Consider the following 26,405-nt stretch of genomic DNA (forward strand, 5'->3'; position numbering starts at 1 on the left):
TACTATTTTATTGTCTAAATTCGTCTTCTTCATTACTTTCAATACCCAAAGCATCGTAAATATACTTAAAGGTAGATAGTAATTCTGGTTTGCCATCAACGATAGCTACATCGTGTTCAAAGTGTGCAGAAGGTTTATTGTCTAAAGTAGTGATGGTCCATCCATCACTGTGTTGACGGATTTTATGAGTTCCCATATTGGTCATAGGTTCAATAGCAACTACCATCCCTTCTATAAATTTTTTACCACGACCTCTGCGTCCGTAGTTAGGCATTTCTGGGTCTTCATGCATTTTGCGTCCCAATCCGTGTCCTACCAGTTCACGAACAACACCATAGCCATGATTTTCAGTAAAGTTTTGAATAGCAAAACCTACATCTCCAACACGATTTCCTACTTTGAATTCACGAATACCCACATATAAACTCTCTTTAGTAATGTCAAGTAGTTTTTGAGTTTCAGGAGCAATTTCCCCTACGGCAAAGGTATAGGCGTGATCTCCGTAGAAATCATTTTTTATTGCCCCACAATCAATAGAGATGATATCACCTTCTTGTAAAGGTGTGTTATTTGGAATTCCGTGAACCACTTGTGAGTTTGGACTCATGCAAAGTGTGTTAGGAAAATCGTATAGTCCTAAAAAACCAGGAATAGCTCCTTGCTCACGAATAAAATCTTCAGCAAGTTTATCAAGTTGCAATGTAGTCACACCGGGTTTTACTTCTTTGGCAAGCATCCCTAAGGTCTTAGATACTACTAAAGCACTTTCGCGCATTAATTCAATTTCTTCTCTAGTTTTTGGTTTAATCATGGTAAAAATATTGAGGCGCAAATTTACAGTTATTTTTGATATGGATGTTTGTATTCTTGACCAGATAGTATTTTTAAGAAATCTTCTTCAACCGAGCTGTCTTCAAGAGCGTGTTCTACAAAACGGCCAACTTCTTTTCCGTCTTTATAAAAAATGAAGGTTGGAACTCTAATTACATTGAAGCCTTCTTCTAAACCATTGGCTTTTTTCTGACGGTTCACTGTAACTAATTCCAGGTTTTTATAATCGAATTCGGCTTCGTCTAAGATTTTATAAAAATTAGGAATCTCTCTTTTACTGTCTCCACACCAAGTTCCCATAAAACCTTTTATTTTTATGTCTTTTAAATATGGTTTTAGTTTTTCTACGGTAGCTTTATCTGTTTCGTAATATGAATAAAAATCATTGAACCACTCACTCCCATATGGTTCTTGTTGAAAGTCTTTTTTAGTAGCGATACCCACTAAATTTCCATTTTCGTTTTTTGTCGCCAAGTTCTTAGGTGTAGACGCACAAGAAACTATTAGTAAAGCTGCAAAAAGGGATGCAATTTTTTTCATCTGTTTAATTTTTATTGTTTTTAATACATCAGATGTAATTCGCCAATAATCTTTTCGGTTGGTGTCAACTTCTTGTTATGGCTTATTTCATAAGATTTATTTTTAAATAAGCGAATGTTGTGTCATTTCTTTTGGTTGTTCAATACCCATTAATTTTAAAATGGTTGGGGCAACGTCGCCTAAAATACCACTTTTTATTGATTTTAATTCTTTGTCAATTAAAATCATAGGTACTGGATTTGTAGTGTGAGCTGTGTGCGGTGTTCCATCTGGATTGATCATTGTTTCACAGTTTCCATGATCTGCGATTAAAATAGTGGTGTAACCGTTGTTTAAAGCAGTGGTTACCACATCTTGTACACATTTGTCTACTGTTTCACAAGCGTTAACAGCAGCTTTAAAAACTCCTGTATGTCCTACCATGTCTCCATTGGCAAAGTTTAAACATACGAAATCCACATTTCCATTTTGTAGTTCAGGAATAATAGCATCACGAATTTCATAAGCGCTCATTTCGGGTTTTAAATCATAAGTAGCTACTTTTGGTGACGGACATAACAACCGTTTTTCTCCTGTAAATTCCTCTTCTCTTCCACCAGAAAAAAAGAAAGTAACGTGTGGATATTTTTCTGTTTCAGCAATTCTTATTTGACTTTTTCCTGCTGATTCTAATACTTCACCCAAGGTGTTTTCAATGTTCTTTCCATCGTAAATAACATGAATATTGTTAAACGTGTCATCATAATTTGTCATAGTAACAAAATACAATGGTAATTTCTTTATGTTGAACTCAGGAAAATCTTTTTGACTTAAAGCTTCGGTTAACTGACGCCCTCTATCGGTTCTAAAATTGAAGAAAATAACAACGTCGTCTTCTTTAATTGTAGTTTTTGGTTGGTTGTTTTCATCAACCATAATTATAGGCTTAATGAATTCGTCGGTAACATCAGAATCATAGCTTTGTTGAATACTAGCTAAAGCATCCGAAGAAAAAATTCCTTCTCCATGAACTAAAGCATCGTAAGCAAGCTTTACACGTTCCCAGCGATTATCACGATCCATTGCGTAGTAACGACCAGTAATTGTTGCCAATTCACCCGTAGTTTTTTGCATGTGTTCTTGAATGTCGTTGATGAAATATTTTCCTGATTTTGGATCACAATCACGTCCGTCAGTAAAAGCATGTAGGTATACGTTATCTAAACCAACATTGTTTGCTGCAGATAGCAATCCTTTTAGGTGGTCAATATGAGAGTGAATTCCTCCATTAGAAACCAATCCTAAAAAATGGATATTTTTATTCTTTGCTTTTGCATATTCAAAAGCATTTAGAAGTTCCTTTTCTTGGGCTAAAGTCCCGTCTTTTATTGCGTTGTTAATTTTAGCTAAGTTTTGGTATACAATTCTACCAGCCCCTAAATTCATATGCCCAACTTCAGAATTTCCCATTTGCCCTTCAGGCAAGCCAACATGTTTCCCATCAGTTCTTAGTTGTCCATGTGGAAATTTATCGTATAATGAATTGATGAAAGGAGTTTTGGCATTGTAAATAGCCGATACTTTTGGGTCTTGGGTAATTCCCCACCCATCCAAAATCATTAAAATTACTTTCTTGTTCATGTTACAAATTTACTTCTTTGTATTCATATAGAGGTAGAGATGAATGCTAAAAGTAAAAATCATTTGAGTTAAGATTTGTACGGAAAGAGGTAATCCTCCTTGCTTGGGTAGCGTAATTTTGCCTCGTAACTTAAAAGTAATAGTATGAAAAAAATAATTTTATTAGTGGTTGCAATAGTAAGTTCTACAGTTGTAAGCGCTCAGGTAGGTGAAGGAACAAATTGGTTAAAGATGGGGGTGCATGCAGGATTGCCAGTTGGAGATGCATCAGATGTATCATCTTTTGCATTGGGTGTTGATTTTAAATATCAGTTTTTAGATGCTGATAGTTTTGCTATTGGTGTTTCTACAGGATATACACACTATTTTGGTAAAGAAGAAGGGTTGATAACGTTTTCAGATGCAGGAATTATTCCACTAGCTGGTTTGTTTAGGTTTTATCCAACTGAAAACTTTTTCTTAGGCTCAGACATAGGATATGGTTTTTTTACTGAAGGAAGTGAATCTGGAGGGTTTTACTACAGACCAGAAATAGGATATCATGATGATGAATGGAATATTTATGGATATTATCAAGGAATATCTTCTGATGGAATTGCACCTGCCTCTATAGGAATTGGAATAAATTATAATATAGTTCAAGGGAAATAATCAGCTTGAAAACTCTATATAAAAAGAGCCCCAGCTTTAATTAGCTGAGGTTCTTTTCATTTATAAGAAGTTCATTAGGTACAGTAATATTGAAAAGACACTTATTAAAATAATACTATTTTTTACTCAAGCAACATGGTTTTGTCTTTTCGTTTCTTACGAATTTCTTCAAGCAGCTTTTCAAAAGAGCTTCCTTATTTATAGTTGCCTAGTAGGCGTACAACCATGTCTAATACAGCTCTTTTAAAACTCATAGTAATTTTTAAAAGTATATGAAGTAAATTAAAAACATTAGAAAAAAGGCAAAAAACAATACTTTTTTTAGCACAGCTTTTTGATTTTCTTTCCTTACTTTTTTTCTAATTTATTGAAGCTGTTTTTGAGAGGCTTTTTTATTCGTTATCGCGTAATTATTTGAGGTACTAAGTCGACCTATTTTTTTTAATGTGTTAGGTTTACCTCTTGTAAGACGTTGAACAGTTTTGTTCATTTCAGATGATGGACCAAAACCAAAACTCATAGCAAATGAATATTTAAGATACACTTATTAGATGTGTATGTTGTTAAATGTTACCAAAAACTTATTTTTTGTACTTGCGAATAGCTTTTTTAATTTTTTCAATTCTGTTTTCAGGATCAGGGTGGGTACTTTGGAATTCAGGAACCCTATTTGGGCCAGCAGCAGCCTTTAAAATTTCCATAACGCCAATTAAGTTTTCCGGATTATAACCAGCATCAACCATTAATTTAACTCCCAATTCATCATTTTCTAGTTCATCACCACGACCGTTCTTTAATAAAGTTTGTTGTCCGATATTATTCGCCAGCTCTCCTAAATCAGCACCAACAGAAGCTCCCATAGTTAAAAGCTTCCAAAAATTAGCATCGGTAATTCGTTCGTTAGAATGTTTTCCTAAGACATGCCCTATTTCATGCCCTAATACACCTGCTAGTTGATCTTCATTTTTCAACTGAGAAAACAAAGCGTGAGTTATAAAAACTTGACCTCCGGGTAAGGCAAAAGCATTGATTGTTTTCTCATCTCTCAATAAGTGAAAATCGAATTGATAACCAGATTTTTTAGCTACAGTATTGTTTACAAGTCTAGATCCTACTTTGTCTACAAGAGCTTGAGCATTTTCGCTAGGGTATAACCCTCCATGCTGTTGAGTCATGATAGGAGCCTGTTGTAAGCCGATAGCAATTTCTTGTTCGGGAGATAAACTTACTGCTTGCGTTTTTCCTGTATAAGGATTTACCTCTTGTTGACTGCATTTACGTAAATAGGCAAAAGCAACAATAGCTATTCCTATAAATAAACGAGTTTTAAAACCTCCTTTAATTTTCATTACTGTATTCTTTTAATAGTCCCGAAAGTAAAAATACAAAATATATAATTTAACGGATATCAATTTTTTGTAAACTATAAAAAACTTAAATTTACACAGCAAAACAAACAACATTATGGAGCCTCACTTTGAGTTAAACGAAGTTACTAAGAAGTTACCCAAGCACTTACATAAATTTGTGGTAAAACAACCGTATGATGAATATACAGCGCAGAACCAAGCGGTGTGGCGTTATGTAATGCGTATGAACGTAGATTATTTGGGAAAAGTGGCTCATGCTTCGTATATAGATGGATTGAAAAAAACAGGGATTTCTGTTGAGAAAATTCCTCATATGCAAGGAATGAACCGTATTTTGAAAGAGATAGGTTGGGCGGCAGTATCTGTCGATGGATTTATACCACCGAATGCTTTTATGGAATTTCAAGCGTACAATGTGTTAGTAATAGCCTCCGACATGCGTACGATAGATCATATTGAATACACTCCTGCACCAGATATCATTCATGAAGCAGCAGGGCATGCACCAATTATAGCAAATCCAGAGTATGCTGAATATTTACGTCGTTTTGGTGAAATTGGTGCCAAAGCAATTTCTTCTGCAAAAGATTACGAAATGTATGAGGCAATTCGTTTGTTATCTATTTTAAAAGAAGACCCTAATTCTACTCAAAAAGAGATTGACGAAGCGCAAGAAAAAGTGGAATGGTTACAAGATAATATGGGAGAGCTTTCAGAAATGGCTCAAATTAGAAACTTGCACTGGTGGACAGTAGAGTATGGGTTGATAGGGACTCTTGAAAATCCGAAAATTTATGGCGCAGGATTGTTGTCTTCAATAGGTGAGAGTAAATGGTGTATGAAAGAGGAGGTAAAGAAAGTTCCTTATACTTTAGATGCTGCGAATGTAAGTTTCGATATTACAAAACCTCAACCTCAGTTATTTGTTACACCAGATTTTGCTCATCTAAGTTTAGTGTTGGAGCAATTCGCTAATAAAATGGCTATACGAACTGGAGGATTAAAAGGAATAGAAAAATTAATAGATTCTAAAAGTTTAGGAACTATCGAGTTAAGTACAGGTATTCAAGTGTCTGGAGTTTTCTCTAATGTAATAACTGATGAGAATAACAACGCCATTTATATACAAACAACAGGGCCTACTGCGTTGGCAAATAGAGATAAAGAATTAATAGGTCATGGAATAGCATATCATGCTGAAGGCTTTGGAAGCCCGATAGGAAAGTTGAAAGGGATTAATATTCCAATAGAGAATATGAGTCCGCGTGATTTGAAAGCCTATGGGATTTATGAAGGAGAGCAAGTTACGTTAGAGTTTGAAGGGGGTGTGAAAGTAGTTGGAGAAGTAATAACTGGAACAAGGGATTTACGCGGTAGAATTTTATTAATTTCTTTTAAAAATTGTACAGTAACTTATGGAGATACGTTGTTGTTTCACCCAGATTGGGGAGTATACGATATGGCTGTAGGGGTAGAAGTGGTGTCTGCTTTTGCTGGCCCTGCTGATGTCGCTTCGTTTGGTGATGTAGGAAAAGTATCGGAAACCAAAACACACAAAATTCAGTATTCTGATTCAGATAAAAAGTTATATAGTTTATATGATAAGGTAAGAGAGTTAAGGGAAGGTGGCATGGTTTCTGAGGAAGATATTGAGGGAATTTTTACAGAAGTAAAGTCAAATTATAAAAACGATTGGTTATTGCCTTTGGAATTGTTGGAATTGGCAATGCTAAACAATTTTTCAGTAAAAGAAACGTTACGTGAATACCTTGGACGCATGAAAAGTAACAAGAGTTACACTACATTAGTAGAAAACGGTTTACTTTTGTTGGAAAAGTACCAAGAAGTATAATATGGGATTATTTAATTTATTTAGAAAGAAAAATATGAGTAACGAAATACAGGAATATTTAGCTAAAGGAGCAGTTGTTTTAGATGTAAGAACTTTAGCAGAATGGAATGAAGGGCATAGTGAAGGTGCAAAGCACATTGTTTTAGCAACTATTCCTACAAATGTAGAGGAAATTAAATCGTGGAATAAACCAGTAATAGCAGTATGTAGAAGTGGAGGTAGAAGTGGTCAAGCAGCACAGTTTTTACAAAGCCATGGAGTAGATGTGATTAACGGAGGTCCTTGGCAAAACGTAGACCAGTATTTAGTGAAATAACTATAAAAAGATTAAAAATTTATAAAAGGAAATGCTTGTAAAAGTGTTTCCTTTTTTTGTTGTAGCTTTTTTAAAAATAACTGATGGGCTTCAGAGTTTGGATTAAAGGGTTTGTGGTTTAATCCTCTTTGAACAGTGTCAATTTGCTGCATGGTTTGATATGAATCTTCTGTAATCCAAACCTCTTTAAACTTTTCCCATATGTAATTCACGGCAGTTTTGTTTGGGTGAATCATATCTTCATTGTAAAAACGATAATCACGTAACTCGTCCATCATAATTTCATAAGAAGGAAAATAGTATATAGCACTTCTGGGTTCTACTACTTCATGAATAGCTGAAAGTAGGTGTGCTTTACTACGTTGGTTTTCTGTAAAGCCATCTTTTAAATGTCGTACAGGAGATAAGGTATATATAACAGAAATGTTTTTATTTACTGATTTAACAAGAGAATTAATAGCTTCTAAGCTTTCAGAAATTTTATCAACGCTTAATAATTCTTTTAAAAATTTTTTCTGGGGAACTTTATGGCAATTGGCTACAAGAACATCCGAAGTAATTTCTCTGTATACCCATGCTGTCCCTAAAGTAATAATAAGATGTGTGGTGTTTTGTAGTTGCTCAAAAGTTTGTTGTATGGATAAATTTAAGCTGTTTAATAATTCATTTTTATTCATAGTGCTTAAACTTGAATGTGCTTCAAAAGAGTGCCAGCGTTCATTGTGAAAAAAAACATCTTTGTCGGTATATTCTTCTTTGTTTAATGCTTTTGCAATTAAATTTTCAATGGCCTTAGGGTGGAATAAAATACCCAATGGATTTTGTTTTGATTGAAATTTATAATAACTCAGCTTGTTACCAATATTCTCAGAAAAACAAGAACCAAGTAAAAGTAGTTTTGACTCATAATGAATTTGATTATGCTTTTGCTTCGTAAGTGGTATTGGCGTCTGAAGATTCATAAATTTTAAGAAAAATAACAATCAAAAATAAGTATAAAATCTTCATAAGAAGTGATGTAGGTTTGCAATTCGTTAAAATTTGTATCTTTGTTCAAAAGAATTTAAAATAAATTGAACAATATTAAATCGACATTCACGATTAAAGACCTTGAAAATATTTCAGGAATAAAAGCTCATACGATACGAATTTGGGAAAAGCGCTATAATTTGTTATCGCCAGAGAGAACGGATACCAATATTCGTTATTATTCTTCAGAGAATTTACAAAAATTGCTGAATGTTGTACTGTTGAATAAAAACAATATTAAGATTTCTAAAATAGCAGAAATGTCTGATGATACAATTGTTTTAAAAGCCAGAGAGCTAGCTTTTAAAATGGCTGTAAATGATGAGGCAATCAACTCTTTTAAGTTGGCAATGTTTCAGTTTGATAAAACATTATTCAACAATGCTTATAATAGATTGCTTAAAAGAAAAACGTTTAGAGAGGTCTTTAAGGATGTTTTTGTGCCTTTTTTAAATCATATAGGCTTGTTGTGGCAAACAGATACATTATTGCCTGCCCATGAGCACTTTATTTCTAATTTAATAGTGCAGAAAATTCAAATTAATATCGAGAAATTAGAGTATTCTAATAGTAATTCAGAAGTGAGCTATGTGTTGTTTTTGCCTGAAAATGAAATTCATGAACTAGGGTTGATGTATTTGAATTACGAGCTTATATTAAGAGGGTACCATACAATTTATTTAGGGCAAAGCTTGCCGTTAGATAATTTAGATTGCTTTTTTAAAAGTAAAACAAAAGTTTGTTTTATTACTTCCATGACTGTGCAGCCATATGATGATAAGGTAGAGGAATATTTTTCAGAAATTGAAGAGGTGCTTGAAAATACAAATCACGAATTGATAGCAATAGGAAATAAAGCGATGGCAGTTGATCATGTTGATTTTAAAGCGAAAATAACAGTGTATTCTTCATTAAAAGCATTCCTAAATCAATTCTAATTTTTTTTTGAATGATTTTATTTTGTTTATTTTTTATTTGTTTTTGTTAAACAAAAAATGTAATTTTGACTAATGTTTTGATTTTCAAGACATATTTTTTTAACGAAACTAATTTTGTTTAATGTTTTTCGGTGTAAAATAAACAAAGTCTACTTAAGCTGAAAAGTAGACTATCAATAAAAAGAGTAAGTATTCATTTTAAAATGTAGAATTATGAAAGTAAAGAATTTAACCTCTGTGTTGTTTTTGGGACTGTTTTTAAGTGTTGGTTTGTTAACGTCGTGTAGCGATGATGACGATCCGGTGGTAGAAAAGCCCAAAACTATAGTTGATGTTGCAGTTGCAGATTCCAATTTAAGTATTCTTGTATCTGCTTTACAAAAGGCTGATTTAGTATCCGCTTTACAAGCCGAAGGATCTTTTACGGTTTTTGCGCCTACAAACGCAGCATTTCAGGCGTTGTTAGATAGTAATGACTCATGGAGTTCTTTAGATGATATTCCAGTAGAAACATTAAAGTCTGTCTTGTTATTTCACGTGATAACTGGAGAGGTAAAAGCAGCTGATTTATCCAATACCTATGTAAAAACGTTGTCTACAGGTCCAAACGATGAGATGTTGTCATTGCAAGTGGAAGTTGATGGAGCAGTGGAATTTAATGGAGATTCAAAACCAATAGCAACAGATATTATGGCTTCAAACGGAGTTATACATACTATAGACAAAGTAATGTTACCAGCTAATGTAGTGACCTTAGCGTTAAACAATAGTGGTTTCACTTCTTTAGTTGCAGCGTTGACAGATGATCGTCATACTACAGATTTTGTTTCTTTATTAAAAGAGAACGGACCATATACAATTTTTGCACCTACAAATGATGCATTTCAAGCACTGTTGGATAGCAATGATTCTTGGAATTCATTAGCAGATATTCCTATTGCAACATTAGAAGCAGTATTAAAGTATCATGTGTTAGCGGGAGGAAATGTACAGTCAGATGAATTAAGTGATAATCAAGAAATCACAATGTTTGATGGAAATATAGTTACAGTTGATTTATCAAGTGGAGCAAAAGTAAATACAAGCTCAGGACAGTCTGTTGTGATTTCATTGACTGATGTGCAAGGAACGAATGGAGTAATCCATGTAGTTAATAGTGTTCTTTTACCTTAGTTTTATAGTAATGTGTTGGTTACGAGTGAAAACTTTTTTCACTCGTAGTTAATTTAATTATATTTATAAGAAATAATTTGAAAAAAAAAGTATACATAATAGGTTCAGGATTCTCTTCTTTGTCGGCATCATGTTATTTAGCTAAGGCTGGATATGAAGTGATTGTATTAGAAAAAAATGCTTCAATTGGAGGTAGAGCAAGGCAATTATTAAGAGAAGGATTTACCTTTGATATCGGTCCTACTTGGTATTGGATGCCAGATGTTTTTGAAAAGTTTTTCGGAGATTTTGGTAAAAAGCCATCAGATTACTACGAGTTAGAAAGGTTGAGTCCTGCTTATGAGGTGTACTTTGGAGAAAAAGATTCAATTGTAATTCCAGGAACACTAGAAGAGATTTATGAGGTTTTTGAAAAAGAAGAAAAGGGAAGTTCAAAACACCTGAAGTCTTTTTTAAAGTCGGCAAAATATAATTATGATGTTTCTATAAATGATTTAGTTTATAAACCAGGAGTTTCTCCTTTAGAGTTGGTAACTCCAGTTACTATGGGAAAAATATTTCAGTTTTTTTCTACTATCAGACATGAGGTAAGAAAGAAAATTAAAAGTAAAAAACTAATTCAAATTTTAGAATTCCCAGTGTTGTTTTTAGGAGCAAAACCAAGCAATACTCCAGCGTTTTATAATTTTATGAATTATGCCGATTTTGGCTTAGGTACATGGCATCCAAAAGGAGGAATGTACAAAGTAATTGAGGCCATGACTACCCTAGCTACGAGCTTAGGTGTGAAATTTCAAACCAATGCAAATGTTGAAGAAATTGTAGTAAACGATAGAGGCGAAACAGTTGGAGTCGCGGTTGATGGAAAATTAATGGAATCTGATATAGTGTTAAGTGGAGCAGATTATCATCATACAGAAACTTTACTGCCTAAATATCTAAGACAATATTCTGAAAGTTACTGGGATAAAAAAACATTTGCACCATCGTCATTACTCTTTTATGTAGGCTTTGATAAGAAATTAGAAAATGTATGCCATCATACTCTGTTTTTTGACACAGATTTTGATGTGCATGCAAAAACAATATATGATGTTCCTAGTTGGCCAAAAGAACCATTGTTTTATGCGAGCTTTCCTTCAATCACCGATGGTTCTTTTGCGCCCAAAGGAAAAGAGGCTGCTACTTTTTTAATACCATTAGCGCCAGGTATAGAAGATACTCCAGCGTTAACAGAGCGCTATTTCAACATTATAATAGAGAGGTTAGAAAGATTAACAAATCAATCAGTAAAAGAACATGTATTGTTTAAAGAAAGTTTTTGTGTAAATGACTTTGTTAAGGAGTACAATTCTTACAAAGGCAATGCATACGGATTGGCAAATATTTTAACACAAACAGCATTTTTAAGACCCAAGATAAAAAGTAAAAAGGTAAAGAATTTGTTCTTTACAGGACAATTAACAGTGCCAGGACCTGGAGTCCCCCCGTCTTTAATTTCAGGAAAAATAGCTTCAGATTTAATTTTAAAAACGTACAAAGATGAAACAATTGTTTGATGAGGTTTCTTGCGCATGTAGTAAGTTAGTAACTCAAAAATATAGTACCTCATTTTCGTTAGCTACGAAGATGTTATCACCAAAAATACGTACAGATATTTATAATATTTACGGTTTTGTGCGCTTTGCAGATGAAATAGTAGATTCTTTTCATCAGTACGATAAGGAACAATTATTATTAAAGTTTGAAAGAGATTATTACGAATCTAAGAATAGAGGAATTAGCTTGAACCCTATTTTAAATTCGTTTATACATACCGTAAACAAGTACAAAATTTCTGACGAGTTGGTACAAGCGTTTTTAAAAAGTATGAAAGCCGATTTGTACAAAACAGCTTACACAACTACAGAAGAATACAATGAATATATATATGGGTCAGCAGACGTTGTAGGCTTAATGTGTTTAAAGGTTTTTGTAAATGGAAATCAGCAAAAGTATGAGGAGCTAAAAGAGCCTGCAATGCGTTTAGGATCAGCGTTTCAAAAAGTAAATTTTTTAAGAGACTTAAAAGAAGACTTTAACGAATTGAATAGATCTTATTTTCCAAATATCAATTTTGGAGACCTAAGTACAGAAGGAAAAAATGCAATTATTAAAGAAATAGAAGGCGATTTTGATGTTGCTTACAAAAACGGAATTTTAAAGTTACCTGTTGAAGCAAAGTTTGGAGTGTATATGGCGTATAGATATTATAAAAAGTTGTTAAAGAAGCTTCAGGACACGCCTTCAACAAAAATTATGGATACTAGAATTCGAATTTCAAACCCGATGAAAATTAATCTTCTAGCAAGAAGTTATGTAAGGTATAAATTGAATTTAATATGATTAAAAGTGGTATCTTAGGAGTACTGTTTTTTATGTCGATTATAGGTTTCAATAATGCACCTAATTTTGTTATAGAATACCATGAATTAGCTACTAAAGAAGCAGAGTTATCTTACATAAAAAAATATAAAAACAGTAAAGAAGTAAGTATACAAGCCTATGTAGTTTCTTTACAAATGAAACAGGCAAAATATAAAACAATGCCTTGGAGTAAACTAAAAGTTTTTAACACGAACAAAAGCAAATTAGAAGAATTAATTTTAAAGAATCCTAACAATGTCCATCTAAGGTATGTTAGGTTGGTAATACAAGAAAATACACCAAGTATTTTAGGATATACATCTTCTATTAAAAAAGACAAGCAGTTTTTAAAAAAGGTGCTTCAAAAAAAAGACAGTGTGAGTTATTTACATACATATATAATTAACAATACATCATTATGAATATAGCAATTTACATAACAGTAACCACGCTAACGTTTATTGTTATGGAAGGGGTTACTTGGTGCACACACAAATATGTAATGCACGGTTTTGGTTGGTACTTACATGAAGATCACCACCAGCCAGGATATCCACATGTTTTTGAAAAAAACGATGCTTTTTTCGTGGTCTTTGCAATTCCTAGTATCTTATTATTTTACTTCGGAATTCGACCAGAGTTAAACTTTTTGTTTTTCATAGGATTAGGTATTCTGTTGTATGGTATTGCTTACTTTTTGGTACATGATGTGTTAATTCATAGAAGATTTAAGTGGTTTGATAAAACGAATAACCAATACTTAAAAGGATTGCGAAAAGCACATAAAATTCATCACAAACATTTGGGTAAACACGACGGAGAATGTTTCGGAATGTTGTTTGTACCCTTTAAATATTTTAATAAAAGACAGTGAGTCAGTATGTATATCTAATATTAAATCTAGGCAGTTTAAGTATTCCGCTATTGTATAGTGTTTTTGAAAAAAAACTACACTTTATACAATATTTCAAACAAGCAGCGCTTAGTATTTTGTTAGTTGCCTTGTTTTTTTTAATCTGGGACAGTTGGTTTACGCAAATGGGAGTATGGGGTTTTAACCCTGATTACCATTTATCCTTAAAATTACTGCACATGCCAATAGAAGAATGGATGTTCTTCTTTTGTATACCCTATGCATGTCTATTTACACATGAAGTATTAAAATTTTTATATCCAAAGTTTAAAATGTCAAAGTCAATGACAGTAATCATAAGCTTTTTACTCATAGTTTTAGTGAGTTTATTATTGATTTTTAACTTCGGAAAATGGTATACAACAGTTAACTTCATACTATTCTTATTGCTGTTGGGCTATGCGTTAAAATATCATTTGAATACGTTACAAGAATATTACCCAAGCTTCTTGGTAATATTAGTTCCTTTCTTAATCGTTAATGGAATTTTAACAGGAAGTTTTATAGAAAAACCAGTTGTTTGGTATAACAATTCAGAAAACTTAGGATTTAGAATTTTTACCATACCCTTTGAAGACATTTTTTATGCATTTACAATGTTGTTTTCAGTACAGTTAATCTTCAATTCTTTAAAAAGAAAAAAACTTGAAAGAAAATAAATACATACGATTTTTAATATTCCTAATAGCTAACTTTTCAGCTTTACCTATTGGAGCTTGGTTAATGAACGACGGGCCAAGAACAGATTGGTACTTATCTTTAAACAAAGCTCCATGGACACCGGCAGGATGGGTTTTTGGAGCAGCATGGACAACCATTATGGTATTGTTTTCTGTATATATGACTAGAGTGAGTTTTCAACATGAATTTTTAAACAAAAAAGTACTCATTTTGTATATAGACCAATGGATTTTAAATGTAAGCTGGAATTATATTTTCTTCAATCAACATTTAACAAAACTAGGTTTAGTAGTAATCGCTTTATTGTGGATACTCGTAGGTTATTTCACTTTTGAGTATTTAAAAAAAGTAAAATGGTATACACTATTTATTCTTCCATATCTAATATGGATGACGATTGCAACTAGTCTCAACGCATACATCGTATTAAACAATTAAATCATGGCAAAAAAAAAGAACATAACTCAAGAAAAAATAATAGAATGGTATATGAACGCTGTACTATCAGCAGGTAAACCAAACTCCATATTTTCTTTCGCACAAGAAAACAACTTTGAAGAGGCAGATTTTTACAAACATTTTTCAAGTTTTGAAAGTTTAGAAAAAGCTATTTTCGGAGTTTTTGCAAAAGAAACTATTCACTTATTGCATAAAACAGAGGCATACAAAGACTATCCATCAAAAGATAAACTATTAAGTTTTTACTTTACTTTTTTTGAACTGTTAACAGCTAACAGATCGTACGTGTTGTTACAATTCAAGGAAATGAAAACCGACTTTTCAAGATTATCTGTATTGAAAGAGTTGCGAGTAGAATTTATTGATTTTGTAAACGGATTAGATCTTGAAAAAATTGACTTTAAAAATGAAAAAGTAAATAAAATTCAAGATAAAACTGTTGCAGAAGGATATTGGATGCAGTTATTAATGATCTTAAAATTTTGGATAGATGATGAATCACCTAATTTTGAAAAAACAGATCTTTTTATAGAAAAATCAGTTAAAGCAAGTTTTGATATTCAGCAAATAGCACCTGTAAAAAGTGTGATTGATTTAGCAAAGTTTTTGTGGAAAGAAAAATCACCAATGGTATGAAAACGCTAAATAAAATACCAACCTCAAAAATAGAACGAGCTACAAAACTAGTTACAACAGGAGTAAAAGTTGGTGTAAACTATGCTAAATACTACGGAAATAAAATCACCAAATCAGAAGAGGAAGCAAAAAAACAGCTCAACGAAGACAATGCTACCGATATTTACGACGGATTAAAAGAATTAAAAGGATCGGCATTAAAAGTAGCGCAAATGCTAAGCATGGAAAAAAATATTTTACCCAATGCTTATGTAGAAAAATTCTCATTATCTCAGTTTTCAGTACCGCCATTATCAGGACCTTTAGTAACCAAAACATTTAAAAAATACTTCAGTAAAACACCTAATGAAGTTTTTGATACGTTTACGGCAGAATCAGTAAATGCAGCGAGTATAGGGCAAGTTCACAAAGCCACCAAAGATGGAAAGGAACTAGCTGTAAAAATTCAATATCCAGGAGTAGCGGATAGTATTTCAACCGATTTAGCGATGGTAAAACCCATCGCAATGAAAATGTTTAATATTAAAGGTGAAGGCTCTGACGAATACTTCAAAGAAGTTGAAGACAAACTTTTAGAGGAAACTAATTATGAATTAGAGCTAGCTCAGAGTAATGAAATTGCTAATGCCTGTAAACATATTCCAAATTTAAAATTCCCAAACTACTATCCAGACTTGTCATCAGATAGGATTTTAACGATGGACTGGATGGATGGAGTTCACCTGTCAGAATTTACTAAAGAAGAACAAACTGAAGATGTTTCAAATAAACTAGGACAAGCTTTGTGGGATTTTTACATGTACCAAATGCACAAGCTAAAAAAAGTACATGCAGACCCGCATCCAGGGAATTTTTTAGTGTCCAAATCAAATGAATTGATCGTTATCGATTTTGGATGCATGAAAGAAGTTCCTGAAAGTTTTTATGTGCCTTATTTCGAACTAGCAAAACGAGAGAATATAGATAATCCAGCTTTTTTTGAAAGTAAACTCTATGAATTAGAAATTTTAAGAAAAGACGATACACCTGAAGAAATAACCTTTTTTAAGTCGCTTTTTTATGAGATGTTATCACTCTTTACACAACCTTTTCAGCAAGAAGAATTTGATTTTTCTGATGCCATTTTCTTCGGGAAAATAGCAGATTTGGGTCAGAAATATGCCAAGAGTACCGAGCTTAAAAAGATGAACGGAAATAGAGGGTCAAAACACTTCATTTATATCAACCGAACATTTTTTGGTTTGTATAACTTAATGCACGACTTAAAAGCAAACAAGGTAAAAATCAATAATTTTAATACGATATAATGCACATTACACGTCAACAAATAGACGAGTTTCCTCATCTGTATAAAATAAATTTGATGAATAGCATTTCTGGTTATAAACCAGCAAATCTTATTGCGACAAAATCAACTGATAACATAACCAATGTTGCAGTATTTAGTTCGGTGGTACATTATGGTTCTAGTCCAGCAATTTTAGGATTTGTATTACGCCCCACAACCGTTGTGAGGAATACGTATAACAATATCAAAGAAACAGGATATTATACAATCAATGCTATTAATGAAGCAATAATTGAGGAAGCGCATCATACCTCGGCTAAATATCCTTCGGAAATTTCAGAATTTGATAAAACAACACTTTCGGAAGAATTTAAAAATAACTTCTATGCTCCATTTGTAGCAGAGTCACCCTTACAAATAGGAATGAAGTTTTTAGAAGAGCATCATATAAAAGTCAATGGAACTATTTTAGTGTTAGGTGAAGTAACGGATTTGTATTTTAAGGACGCTATGTTGTCAGAAGATGGTTTTTTAAACTTATCCAAAGAAAAAGTAGCTGCCATTAATGGATTAGATACCTATATGGTCGCAGAAAACTATACAAGATTGTCGTATCAAAGACCCAAGGAATGAAAATCTTAGTTACAGGCACAACAGGTTATATAGGAAAACGATTAATTGTTAGGTTACTAGAAAGTAATCACCAGTTAGTTTGTTGTGTTCGTGATTTAGATAGAATACCAGATGAGTTTGAAAACAATCCGAATGTTACTTTTATAAAAGTTGATTTTTTAAATATAGAAAATACACGCTTTCCAAAAGATATCGATGCAGCGTATTATTTAATACATTCGATGGCGACGACATCAGAAAACTTTGAAAACTTAGAGTTAACCTGTGCACAGAATTTTAAAAAACTAGTAGAGACTACTAACTGTAAGCAAGTGGTGTATTTAAGCGGAATAGTTAATGACAATTCGCTGTCCAAGCACCTAAAATCAAGATACGAAGTAGAAAAAAAGTTACAATCAAACAGTTATGCCTTAACCACCTTTAGAGCAGGAATTATTGTAGGAAGCGGAAGTGCTTCTTTTGAAATTATAAGAGACATTGTAGAGAAGCTTCCAGTAATGGTAACTCCTAAATGGTTGAAAACGAAAACACAGCCTATTGCGGTTAGAGACGTATTAGCTTTTTTAGAGAATAGTTTACAAGTTAAAGAAACCTACAATAGATCTTTTGATATCTGCGGTCCTGAGGTACTAACCTATAAGGAAATGTTGTTACAGTTTGCTGAGGTAAGAGGGTTTAAAAGATACATTTATACACTTCCAGTACTAACACCAAAACTATCTTCCTATTGGCTATATTTTGTAACATCAACCTCTTTTAACCTAGCACAAGCCTTAGTAGATAGTATGAAGGTTGAAGTAATCGCAAAACCAAGTAACATTAATACGTTACTTAATGTAGCGCCAATAACCTATAAAGAAGCTGTAGCATTAGCTTTTCAAAAAATAGAGCAAAACGAAGTAATTTCTAGCTGGAAAGATGCCGTGAGTAGTGGTGTTTTTCATGACCAACTAGCAAAACATATTCAAATACCTCAATACGGCTGTTTTAAAGATGTGAGAGTTAGAGAAGTACAAAATGAAACAAAGACACTACATAAAATTTGGAGTATAGGAGGACAAACAGGATGGTATAAATTCAATTTTCTTTGGAAGATAAGAGGATATATAGATAAACTTTTTGGAGGTGTTGGATTGCGAAGAGGTAGAAGACATCCCACAGAATTAGAACCAGGAGACCCACTCGATTTTTGGAGAGTGTTATTGGCAGATAAAAAGAATAAGCGGTTGATTTTATTTGCTGAAATGAAACTACCCGGAGAAGCGTGGTTAGAGTTTAAAATAGTAAAAGACAAATTATATCAAAGAGCCGTTTTTAGACCTAAAGGAATTTGGGGAAGAATGTACTGGTATGCCGTTTTACCTTTTCACGCATTTGTATTTAAAGGAATGATTCATCATTTAATAAAAGCGTAAGTATGAAAACAATTGTAGTAGTAGGAGGGAGTAGCGGTATTGGTAAAGCAATTATTGATGATTTAAAAGAAACTCATAGAATTATCAATATTAGTAGAACCGAACCAGAAACTCATGAAAATATAAAACATTATACATGTGATGTTACCAAAGATGAACTTCCAGAATTAGAAGAAGTTCACGGATTAGTTTATTGTCCGGGAAGCATCAATCTTAAATCCTTTTCAAGATTAAAAATAGCAGATTTTAAAACTGATTTTGAAATAAACGTAATAGGAGCAATTAAAACACTGAAAGCTTATGAAGGGGCTTTGACAAAAAATAACGGAAGCGTTGTGTTGTTTAGTACGGTAGCTTCGTTTTTAGGAATGCCTTTTCATGCAAGTATTGCAACAAGTAAATCAGCAATTGAGGGACTAACAAAATCGCTAGCGGCAGAATATGCGACTAAAATCCGATTTAATGCCATTGCTCCTACAGTAACCGATACACCATTGGCTGCTCGTTTATTACGAAATGAAAAACAACAAGAAAGTTTACAAAATAGGCATCCGCTAAAAAAATATTTAAAAGCAGAAGAAGTAGCAGGATTGGCAACCTTTTTACTTTCAGAAGCAGCTGCGTCAATGACAGGACAAATAATTCCTATGGATGCTGGAATTGTAAGTGTAAAAATGTAGAAAATGAAATGGTTTTTAATTCTAAGTTTTCTTATGTATTTGAATGATGAGATTATAATTTTTGATAAAGACAACAACACACAAAAGTGGTATATCACTAACGATACTGTTATGGGAGGTATTTCTAGTTCTTCTGTGAAAATTAATGAGAAAGGATACTTAGTTTTTTCAGGAAGAGTTTCTACTGAAAATAATGGTGGATTTGCTATGACCAGAATGTCAACAGCTATAAGTTTAAACAAACATTCAAAGGTAGTGTTAAGGGTAAAAGGAGATGATAAGCAATATCAATTACGATTAAAGTCAGACGAATCTCAACGTTATTCTTATGTGCAAGCATTCAGAACCAACAAGCAAGAACAAGAAATTATATTACCACTAACAGGGTTTTATCCCGCTTTTAGAGGTAGAAAGTTAAGCTTTGGTAATTTTTCTGCTAACCAAATAAAAGAAGTAGCAGTTTTAATAGGGAACAAAAAGGACGAAAACTTTTCGTTAGAAATCATAAAAATAGCAATTCAATAAAATGAACACAGTAAAAATATTCTTAATCATGGCATTATTTAGTTTTTCAGGAAAAGCACAAACAGTTGTTCCTAAAGAATCGTTGTACGATATAAAAATTGAAGGAATCAATGGAGAAAATTTAGATCTTCATCAATTTAAAGGAAAGAAAATACTATTTGTAAATGTAGCATCAAAATGTGGCTTTACAAATCAGTATGAAGGTTTACAAGAGTTATACACAAAACATAAGGATAAATTAGTAATTATAGGATTGCCATGTAATCAATTTGGAGGCCAAGAACCAGGAACAATAAAAGAAATTCAATCGTTTTGTAGTGTAACCTATGGAGTAGATTTTCCTATGACAGAAAAAATTGAGGTTAAAGGAGAAAATCAACACCCGTTATACCAATGGTTAACACAAAAAGAGAAAAACGGAAAAATGAGTTCTTCAGTAAAATGGAATTTTCAAAAATATTTGGTAGATGAAGAAGGAAGGTTAGTTGATGTTTTTTATTCAATCACCAAGCCAATGAGCAAGAAAATTACCAAACTATTGTAATGATTCATTTCAAAAAACATTCAGGTATTTATACTTTATCAACAGAGCAAATATTAAACGTTCCGTTAAGAAAAGCGTGGGATTTTTTTAGTTCTCCAGGAAACTTACAAAAAATAACACCGTCACATATGGGCTTTCAAATTACTTCTGAGGTTGATAAAAAAGCCTATGCGGGGCAAATAATTACCTACAAAGTAGGGATTTTACCAGGCATTAAGTCTAGTTGGGTTACTGAAATAACACAAGTAAAAGAACAACAGTTTTTTATAGATGAACAGCGATTTGGCCCTTATAACATGTGGCATCACGAACATTGGTTTGAAGAGTTGCCAAATGGAAAAACATTGATGAAAGACAAAATATCCTACAAAATACCTTTTGGTTTTTTAGGACATATCGCCCAATCAATCTTTATAAAAAGGCAGTTAAAAGGAATTTTTGAACATCGTTATCGTACGTTAGAAAAACTATTTAATGGAAAATAAAGTATCGATTTTTTGGTTTCGTCGAGATTTACGTTTAGAAGATAACAAAGGATTGCATGAAGCGCTTCAATCAGGAAACAAGGTAATTCCGTTATTTATTTTTGATGAAGATATTTTAGAAAGTCTTCCTAAACATGATGCGCGTGTAACGTTTATTTATCAAATGCTACAACAACTTGATAAAGAGTTAAGAAAACATCAATCATCTCTTATAATAAAAAAAGGAAAACCGTTAGCAATTTGGAAAAAACTAACAGAAGAATATACAATTGAAGCAGTTTACACAAATAAAGATTACGAACCTTATGCAATTAAAAGAGATAAGGAAGTAGCCGACTTTTTAGCATCAAAAGGAATAATATTTAAAGCTTTTAAAGATCAAGTAATTTTTGAAGAAAACGAAGTTTTAAAAAACGACGGAACTCCATATACAGTTTTCACACCCTATAAAAACAAGTGGTTGCAAAACTTCTCTGAAAAGAAAGATACACAAGAGTTTACAATTGACTTTGTTAACTTTTATCAGTTTTTATCTGAATTTCCATCATTAGCTTCCATAGGTTTTGAAGAAAGTACGATTAAAGTAAAACCATACAACCTATCTAATTTAGAGGAATATGATGAGGTAAGAGACTTTCCTTCGCAAGACAAAACTTCGTATTTATCACCTTATTTACGTTTTGGATTGGTAAGTACTCGAAAAATGGTTCGATTTGCGTTAACAACCAACCAAACTTTTTTAAGTGAGTTGATTTGGCGTGAGTTTTTTATGCAGATTTTATATCACTTTCCGAAAGTAGTTACTCAGAACTTTAAACAAAAGTACGATGCTGTTCCTTGGAGGAACAACGAAGAAGAATTTAAAAAATGGTGTGAAGGTAACACAGGGTATCCGATGGTTGATGCAGGCATGCGAGAGCTGAATACAACAGGATATATGCACAACAGAGTACGTATGATAACCGCAGGCTTTTTATGCAAACATTTATTGATTGATTGGCGTTGGGGAGAAGCGTACTTTGCAGAAAAGCTATTGGATTATGACCTGTCAGCAAATAATGGGAATTGGCAATGGGCAGCAGGTACGGGTTGCGATGCAGCCCCATATTTTAGAGTATTCAACCCAGAATCTCAATTAAAAAAGTTTGATAAAGATTTACAATATGTTAGAAAATGGGTAAGAGACTTTGATGAGCTAACCTATCCGCAACCAATGGTAGAACACAAGTTTGCGAGAGAAAGAGCGATCAATACCTATAAAAAAGCACTGCAATAAAAAAAGGTTCAGAATTTTCTGAACCTTTTTAGTATGTATTAAGCGATATAGTCTTTAGCTCTCTCTAATGCTTTTGGAATTCCACCAGGGTTTTTACCACCAGCAGTTGCAAAGAAATTTTGTCCACCACCACCACCGTGGATTAGTTTTCCTAACTCTCTAACAACTTTACCAGCATCATAGCCTTTTTCATTAGCTAACTCTTTAGAAATATAACAAGTTAACATTGCCTTTTCAGCAGAAGGAGCAGTAGCAAATACCACAAATAAATTGTTGATTTCTCCACCCAATTCAAATAATAAGTTTTTAATGCTGTTAGGATCTAAATCTACTTTAGTTGCTAAAAACTGAACTCCATTTACCTCTTGTAATTGGTTTTTAAGTTCGCCTTTCATATTTTTAGCTTTATCCTTTAATAGTTGTTCAACTTGCTTTTTTAAAGCAGCATTTTCATCTTGTAAACTACTTACCGATTTAGCAACATCTTTAGGATTTTTCAATAATTGTTTTACTGCATCGTAGTTGCGCTCAACATCTTCAAAATAATCGCCAACAGCTACATTGGTAATTGCTTCGATTCTTCTGATTCCTGCAGCGACAGCACCTTCCGACTTTATTTTGAAATACCAAATATCGCCAGTTTGTTGTACGTGCGTACCTCCACATAATTCCATTGATTGTCCAAAACGAATGGTACGAACACTATCACCATATTTTTCACCAAATAACGCTACAGCACCTTCATCAATAGCTTGTTGCATTGGTATATTTCTTTGCTCTTGTAATGGAAGATTTTCACGAATACGAGCATTTACGAATTCCTCAACAGCTTCTAATTGATCATTGTCTACTTTAGAGAAGTGAGAAAAATCAAAACGTAAATAATCAGGACTCACCAACGAACCTTTTTGTTCTACATGATCTCCTAAAATAGTACGTAACGCTTGGTGTAATAAGTGAGTAGCCGAGTGGTTACTAGCTGCTAAACTTCTGTGTTCTTTATTTACAACAGCCTTAAAAGTTTCGTGTAAGTTTTTAGGTAAATTCTTTGTGAAATGAATGATAACATTGTTCTCTTTTTTGGTGTCAAGCACATAAATAATATCACCATTAGGAGCTTCAATATATCCTTTGTCACCCACCTGTCCACCACCTTCTGGATAAAAAGGAGTCATGTTAAACACTAGTTGATATTGGTCACCGTCTTTTTTGGTACTAACTTTTCTGTAGCGAGTTAATCTTACATTGGTAGTTAATATATCGTACCCGATAAACTCTTCAACATCATCATCTAATAAAACAACCCAATCACCTGTTTCACTTGCAGAAGCTGCACGAGAACGCTCTTTTTGAGCTTTCATGCCCGCATTAAATTCCTCTTCATTAATTTCATAGCCCTTTTCACGAGCGATTAACTGTGTTAAATCAAGAGGGAATCCGTAAGTGTCGTATAATTCAAAAGCACGTTTACCAGATACAGTTTTACCATTGGTAGTTGCAATAACTTGGTCTAGTAATAATAACCCTTGATCTAATGTACGTAAGAAAGAAGTTTCTTCTTCTTTAATTACATTGTGTACTAAAGTATTTTGTTTTCTAATTTCAGGGAATGCGCCTCCCATTTGGTATGCTAAAGTTTCTACTAACTTATAAATAAAAGGCTCTTTCTGGTTTAAGAAAGTAAAACCATAACGAATAGCACGACGTAAAATTCTACGGATTACATAACCCGCACCGTTATTACTTGGTAACTGACCATCGGCAATCGCAAAAGCAACAGCACGAACGTGATCAGCAACTACACGAATAGCAATATCTATTTTTTCATCTTTACCATAAGTAGTACCAGTAATTGTTTCTATCTCTCTAATTAATGGAGTAAATACATCGGTATCGTAGTTCGATTGAACTCCTTGTAATACCATACATAAACGCTCAAACCCCATACCGGTATCGATGTGTTTCGCTGGAAGCTCTACTAAAGAACCATCTGCTTTACGATTGTATTGCATAAATACCAAGTTCCAGATTTCAACAACCTGAGGATGATCTTCATTTACTAACGATTTTCCATCCACCTTAGCTTTTTCTTCAGCAGAACGAATATCGACATGGATCTCAGAACACGGACCACAAGGACCTTGTTCACCCATTTCCCAGAAGTTATCTTTTTTATTACCCATTAAGATACGATCTTCAGCAATGTATTGCTTCCAAATATCGTATGCCTCTTGATCCATTTTTGTACCATCCTTTTCATCACCTTCAAAAACAGTTACGTACAAAATGTCTTTATCTACTTTGTAAACTTCAGTTAATAACTCCCAAGCCCAAGCAATAGCTTCTTCCTTAAAATAATCACCAAAACTCCAGTTACCTAACATTTCAAACATGGTATGGTGGTAAGTATCGTAACCAACCTCTTCCAAATCGTTGTGTTTACCAGAAACACGTAAACACTTTTGAGTATCAGAAACTCTACTATTTTTAGGAGTTGAGTTTCCTAAGAAAAACTCTTTAAAAGGCACCATACCAGCGTTGGTGAACATTAAAGTAGGATCGTTCTTTAACACCATGGGTGCTGAAGGAACTATTTCGTGCTGTTTTGATTTAAAAAAATCTAAAAATTTAGCTCTAATATCTTGAGATTTCATACAACTCTGGGTATCTGAATTTTGTTAAAATATGTTTAAAAAACTGCTTGTAAAAAGAAGTTTTAAAAGATTTTGTAAATTTGTGAGTTTTCAAATTGTACATCCCCTCAGGATGCTTAATTTAAAAAGCACAAAAATAGTACATTTAGCATTATGGCAAAAGTAAAATATTATTATGACCCAGATACTTTATCCTATAGAAAGATAGAGGTTAGAAGAAGTGAAAAGTATAAGAAAACTTTTTTGGGGCTACTTAGTTTTTTATTAATTGCTTTTTTTGGTTTTATAGGCTTTAGCCAGTTTTTAATGTCTCCAAAAGAGCGAGCTCAAAAAAGAGAATTAGAAAACTTAAAATTACATTACGAGTTACTTTCAAAAAAAATGGAAGAAAGTGCTCAAATCTTAACCGATTTACAAGAAAGAGATAACAATATTTACCGAACATATTTTGAAGCAAGTCCAATTCCTGAAGAGCAACGAAAAGCAGGTTTTGGTGGTGTTAATAGGTACAAACACTTAGATGGTTTTGACAATAGTTCAATGGTAAAAAAAGTAACCAAAGAGTTAGATATTTTATCAAAACAAATGGTAGTGCAATCAAAATCGTTAGATGAGATTGTTGAGCTAGCTAAAGAAAAAGAAAAAATGCTAGCTTCAATACCGGCGATTCAACCTGTAAAAAACCAAGATTTAAAAAGAATGGCCTCTGGTTATGGTATGCGTTTACATCCTATTTTAAAGTCGTGGCGTATGCATAACGGAATGGATTTTACTGCACCTACGGGGACTCCAATTTTTGCCTCTGGAAACGGTGTTGTTAAAAAAGCACATAGAAGTTCTACTTTTGGAAAAGTAGTTTATATTGATCATGGGTATGGTTATGAAACTATTTACGCTCATATGAGTAAGATTGAAGCTAAGAGAGGACAAAAAGTAAAACGTGGCGATTTAATAGGTTATGTTGGAAATACAGGGCGTTCTGCAGCACCACATTTGCATTATGAAGTGCATAAAAATGGTAGGCCTGTAAATCCTATTTATTATTACTACGGAGATTTAACTCCAGAAGAGTTTGTAGCGATGCAGAAAGCTTCACAACAAAAAGGTCAGTCGTATGACTAAACACATAACAAGTTGTGAAAAATGTATGTAGACTTACCCGATAAACGATATTATAAAATAGGAGAAGTGGCTAAAGCTTTTGGGGTGAATAGTTCACTTATACGATTTTGGGATAAAGAGTTTGAAATCATCAATCCTAAAAAAAATGCCAAAGGCGATCGGTTGTTTACACAAGAAGACGTAAAAAACTTTAAAATTATTTACAATCTTGTAAAAGAAAGAGGTTTTACTTTAGACGGAGCCAAACAAAAACTAAAGAAAAACCCAGAGGGAGTCGTAAATAATCAGGAAATTATTAGTAGATTAGAAACTGTAAAAGCAGAGTTAATAAAAATCAAAAATCAATTATAATTACAAAAAATCAAAAA

Annotated in this window: 29 protein-coding genes; 22 read left to right on the forward strand and 7 right to left on the reverse strand. The window is 33.0% G+C overall.

Going from position 1 to position 26,405, the window contains the following annotated elements; translation table 11 throughout:
• Positions 1-7: 7 nt before the first annotated feature.
• The 3 genes from map to gpmI all read right to left on the reverse strand — a co-directional run bounded on the left by map (position 8) and on the right by gpmI (position 2,991).
• Positions 8-811, reverse strand: a complete 804-nt coding sequence (gene map / locus ACN0WY_RS08595; protein WP_417800090.1) for a type I methionyl aminopeptidase — start codon at positions 809-811, stop codon at positions 8-10.
• A gap of 29 nt (positions 812-840) precedes the next feature.
• Positions 841-1,371: a thioredoxin family protein gene (locus ACN0WY_RS08600; protein WP_417800091.1), complete on the reverse strand. Its 531-nt coding sequence runs from the start codon at positions 1,369-1,371 to the stop codon at positions 841-843.
• 102 nt (positions 1,372-1,473) lie between these two features.
• Positions 1,474-2,991 carry a 2,3-bisphosphoglycerate-independent phosphoglycerate mutase gene (gene gpmI / locus ACN0WY_RS08605; protein WP_417800092.1) on the reverse strand — a complete coding sequence of 506 codons (1,518 nt, stop codon included), beginning with the start codon at positions 2,989-2,991 and terminating at the stop codon, positions 1,474-1,476.
• 144 nt (positions 2,992-3,135) lie between these two features.
• On the opposite strand from gpmI, the gene ACN0WY_RS08610 reads away from it, so the two are divergent.
• The gene (locus tag ACN0WY_RS08610; protein WP_417800093.1) at positions 3,136-3,642 is read left to right on the forward strand and encodes a hypothetical protein; all 507 of its coding nucleotides are present in this window, start codon (positions 3,136-3,138) and stop codon (positions 3,640-3,642) included.
• A gap of 364 nt (positions 3,643-4,006) precedes the next feature.
• Here ACN0WY_RS08610 and ACN0WY_RS08615 read toward each other — a convergent pair whose 3' ends face one another.
• Positions 4,007-4,162 (reverse strand): hypothetical protein, encoded by a 156-nt coding sequence (locus ACN0WY_RS08615; protein WP_417800094.1) that lies wholly within the window; start codon positions 4,160-4,162, stop codon positions 4,007-4,009.
• 61 nt (positions 4,163-4,223) lie between these two features.
• Positions 4,224-4,991, reverse strand: a complete 768-nt coding sequence (locus tag ACN0WY_RS08620; RefSeq protein ID WP_417800095.1) for a M48 family metalloprotease — start codon at positions 4,989-4,991, stop codon at positions 4,224-4,226.
• Between the two features lie 115 nt (positions 4,992-5,106).
• On the opposite strand from ACN0WY_RS08620, the gene ACN0WY_RS08625 reads away from it, so the two are divergent.
• Positions 5,107-6,864 carry an aromatic amino acid hydroxylase gene (locus tag ACN0WY_RS08625; RefSeq protein WP_417800096.1) on the forward strand — a complete coding sequence of 586 codons (1,758 nt, stop codon included), beginning with the start codon at positions 5,107-5,109 and terminating at the stop codon, positions 6,862-6,864.
• A gap of 34 nt (positions 6,865-6,898) precedes the next feature.
• On the forward strand, positions 6,899-7,180 hold the full coding sequence (locus ACN0WY_RS08630; protein WP_330489271.1) for a rhodanese-like domain-containing protein: 282 nt from the start codon (positions 6,899-6,901) through the stop codon (positions 7,178-7,180).
• Between the two features lie 11 nt (positions 7,181-7,191).
• On the opposite strand, the gene ACN0WY_RS08635 is transcribed toward ACN0WY_RS08630, so the two are convergent.
• Positions 7,192-8,142 (reverse strand): GSCFA domain-containing protein, encoded by a 951-nt coding sequence (locus ACN0WY_RS08635; RefSeq protein ID WP_417800097.1) that lies wholly within the window; start codon positions 8,140-8,142, stop codon positions 7,192-7,194.
• 111 nt (positions 8,143-8,253) lie between these two features.
• On the opposite strand from ACN0WY_RS08635, the gene ACN0WY_RS08640 reads away from it, so the two are divergent.
• The 17 genes from ACN0WY_RS08640 to ACN0WY_RS08720 all read left to right on the forward strand — a co-directional run bounded on the left by ACN0WY_RS08640 (position 8,254) and on the right by ACN0WY_RS08720 (position 22,261).
• Positions 8,254-9,147, forward strand: a complete 894-nt coding sequence (locus tag ACN0WY_RS08640; protein ID WP_330489269.1) for a MerR family transcriptional regulator — start codon at positions 8,254-8,256, stop codon at positions 9,145-9,147.
• 213 nt (positions 9,148-9,360) lie between these two features.
• The gene (locus ACN0WY_RS08645) at positions 9,361-10,320 is read left to right on the forward strand and encodes a fasciclin domain-containing protein (protein WP_417800098.1); all 960 of its coding nucleotides are present in this window, start codon (positions 9,361-9,363) and stop codon (positions 10,318-10,320) included.
• Positions 10,321-10,397: 77 nt separating this feature from the next.
• Positions 10,398-11,879: a phytoene desaturase family protein gene (locus ACN0WY_RS08650; RefSeq protein WP_417800099.1), complete on the forward strand. Its 1,482-nt coding sequence runs from the start codon at positions 10,398-10,400 to the stop codon at positions 11,877-11,879.
• Entirely contained in the window at positions 11,863-12,705 is an 843-nt protein-coding gene (locus ACN0WY_RS08655; protein WP_417800100.1) for a phytoene/squalene synthase family protein, read from the forward strand. Before ACN0WY_RS08650 ends, ACN0WY_RS08655 begins: the two co-directional genes overlap by 17 nt.
• Positions 12,702-13,148: a hypothetical protein gene (locus ACN0WY_RS08660; protein WP_417800101.1), complete on the forward strand. Its 447-nt coding sequence runs from the start codon at positions 12,702-12,704 to the stop codon at positions 13,146-13,148. Before ACN0WY_RS08655 ends, ACN0WY_RS08660 begins: the two co-directional genes overlap by 4 nt.
• Complete coding sequence (locus tag ACN0WY_RS08665) at positions 13,145-13,600, forward strand: beta-carotene hydroxylase (protein WP_330489264.1); 456 nt, start codon at positions 13,145-13,147, stop codon at positions 13,598-13,600. Before ACN0WY_RS08660 ends, ACN0WY_RS08665 begins: the two co-directional genes overlap by 4 nt.
• Entirely contained in the window at positions 13,597-14,298 is a 702-nt protein-coding gene (locus tag ACN0WY_RS08670) for a lycopene cyclase domain-containing protein (protein ID WP_417800102.1), read from the forward strand. The genes ACN0WY_RS08665 and ACN0WY_RS08670 overlap by 4 nt, the downstream gene beginning before the upstream one ends.
• The gene (locus ACN0WY_RS08675; RefSeq protein WP_417800103.1) at positions 14,285-14,758 is read left to right on the forward strand and encodes a TspO/MBR family protein; all 474 of its coding nucleotides are present in this window, start codon (positions 14,285-14,287) and stop codon (positions 14,756-14,758) included. The genes ACN0WY_RS08670 and ACN0WY_RS08675 overlap by 14 nt, the downstream gene beginning before the upstream one ends.
• Positions 14,759-14,761: 3 nt before the next feature.
• A complete protein-coding gene (locus ACN0WY_RS08680) occupies positions 14,762-15,415 on the forward strand; it encodes a TetR family transcriptional regulator C-terminal domain-containing protein (protein ID WP_099215763.1) in 654 nt (217 codons plus the stop codon).
• A complete protein-coding gene (locus ACN0WY_RS08685) occupies positions 15,412-16,722 on the forward strand; it encodes an ABC1 kinase family protein (RefSeq protein WP_417800104.1) in 1,311 nt (436 codons plus the stop codon). Before ACN0WY_RS08680 ends, ACN0WY_RS08685 begins: the two co-directional genes overlap by 4 nt.
• Positions 16,722-17,336: a flavin reductase family protein gene (locus ACN0WY_RS08690; RefSeq protein WP_417800105.1), complete on the forward strand. Its 615-nt coding sequence runs from the start codon at positions 16,722-16,724 to the stop codon at positions 17,334-17,336. Before ACN0WY_RS08685 ends, ACN0WY_RS08690 begins: the two co-directional genes overlap by 1 nt.
• Positions 17,333-18,751: an SDR family oxidoreductase gene (locus tag ACN0WY_RS08695; RefSeq protein ID WP_417800106.1), complete on the forward strand. Its 1,419-nt coding sequence runs from the start codon at positions 17,333-17,335 to the stop codon at positions 18,749-18,751. The genes ACN0WY_RS08690 and ACN0WY_RS08695 overlap by 4 nt, the downstream gene beginning before the upstream one ends.
• Before the next feature lie 2 nt (positions 18,752-18,753).
• A complete protein-coding gene (locus ACN0WY_RS08700; protein WP_330489258.1) occupies positions 18,754-19,431 on the forward strand; it encodes an SDR family oxidoreductase in 678 nt (225 codons plus the stop codon).
• Between the two features lie 3 nt (positions 19,432-19,434).
• Positions 19,435-19,956, forward strand: a complete 522-nt coding sequence (locus ACN0WY_RS08705) for a CIA30 family protein (protein WP_417800107.1) — start codon at positions 19,435-19,437, stop codon at positions 19,954-19,956.
• A 1-nt stretch (position 19,957) separates the two neighbouring features.
• Positions 19,958-20,500: a glutathione peroxidase gene (locus tag ACN0WY_RS08710; protein ID WP_417800108.1), complete on the forward strand. Its 543-nt coding sequence runs from the start codon at positions 19,958-19,960 to the stop codon at positions 20,498-20,500.
• A complete protein-coding gene (locus tag ACN0WY_RS08715) occupies positions 20,500-20,985 on the forward strand; it encodes an SRPBCC family protein (protein ID WP_417800109.1) in 486 nt (161 codons plus the stop codon). Before ACN0WY_RS08710 ends, ACN0WY_RS08715 begins: the two co-directional genes overlap by 1 nt.
• Positions 20,975-22,261, forward strand: coding sequence for a cryptochrome/photolyase family protein (locus tag ACN0WY_RS08720; protein WP_417800110.1), 1,287 nt, complete (start codon positions 20,975-20,977; stop codon positions 22,259-22,261). Before ACN0WY_RS08715 ends, ACN0WY_RS08720 begins: the two co-directional genes overlap by 11 nt.
• A gap of 38 nt (positions 22,262-22,299) precedes the next feature.
• On the opposite strand, the gene alaS is transcribed toward ACN0WY_RS08720, so the two are convergent.
• Positions 22,300-24,915 carry an alanine--tRNA ligase gene (gene alaS / locus ACN0WY_RS08725; RefSeq protein ID WP_330489254.1) on the reverse strand — a complete coding sequence of 872 codons (2,616 nt, stop codon included), beginning with the start codon at positions 24,913-24,915 and terminating at the stop codon, positions 22,300-22,302.
• Between the two features lie 153 nt (positions 24,916-25,068).
• Here alaS and ACN0WY_RS08730 point away from each other — a divergent pair, with 153 nt between their 5' ends.
• Together ACN0WY_RS08730 and ACN0WY_RS08735 are read left to right on the forward strand one after the other, a co-directional pair.
• Positions 25,069-26,037 (forward strand): M23 family metallopeptidase, encoded by a 969-nt coding sequence (locus tag ACN0WY_RS08730; protein WP_330489253.1) that lies wholly within the window; start codon positions 25,069-25,071, stop codon positions 26,035-26,037.
• A 21-nt stretch (positions 26,038-26,058) separates the two neighbouring features.
• On the forward strand, positions 26,059-26,388 hold the full coding sequence (locus ACN0WY_RS08735; RefSeq protein WP_330489252.1) for a MerR family transcriptional regulator: 330 nt from the start codon (positions 26,059-26,061) through the stop codon (positions 26,386-26,388).
• The last annotated feature ends 17 nt before the right edge of the window (positions 26,389-26,405 follow it).

This window comes from Tenacibaculum sp., from assembly GCF_048269885.1.
Taxonomy (GTDB): domain Bacteria; phylum Bacteroidota; class Bacteroidia; order Flavobacteriales; family Flavobacteriaceae; genus Polaribacter.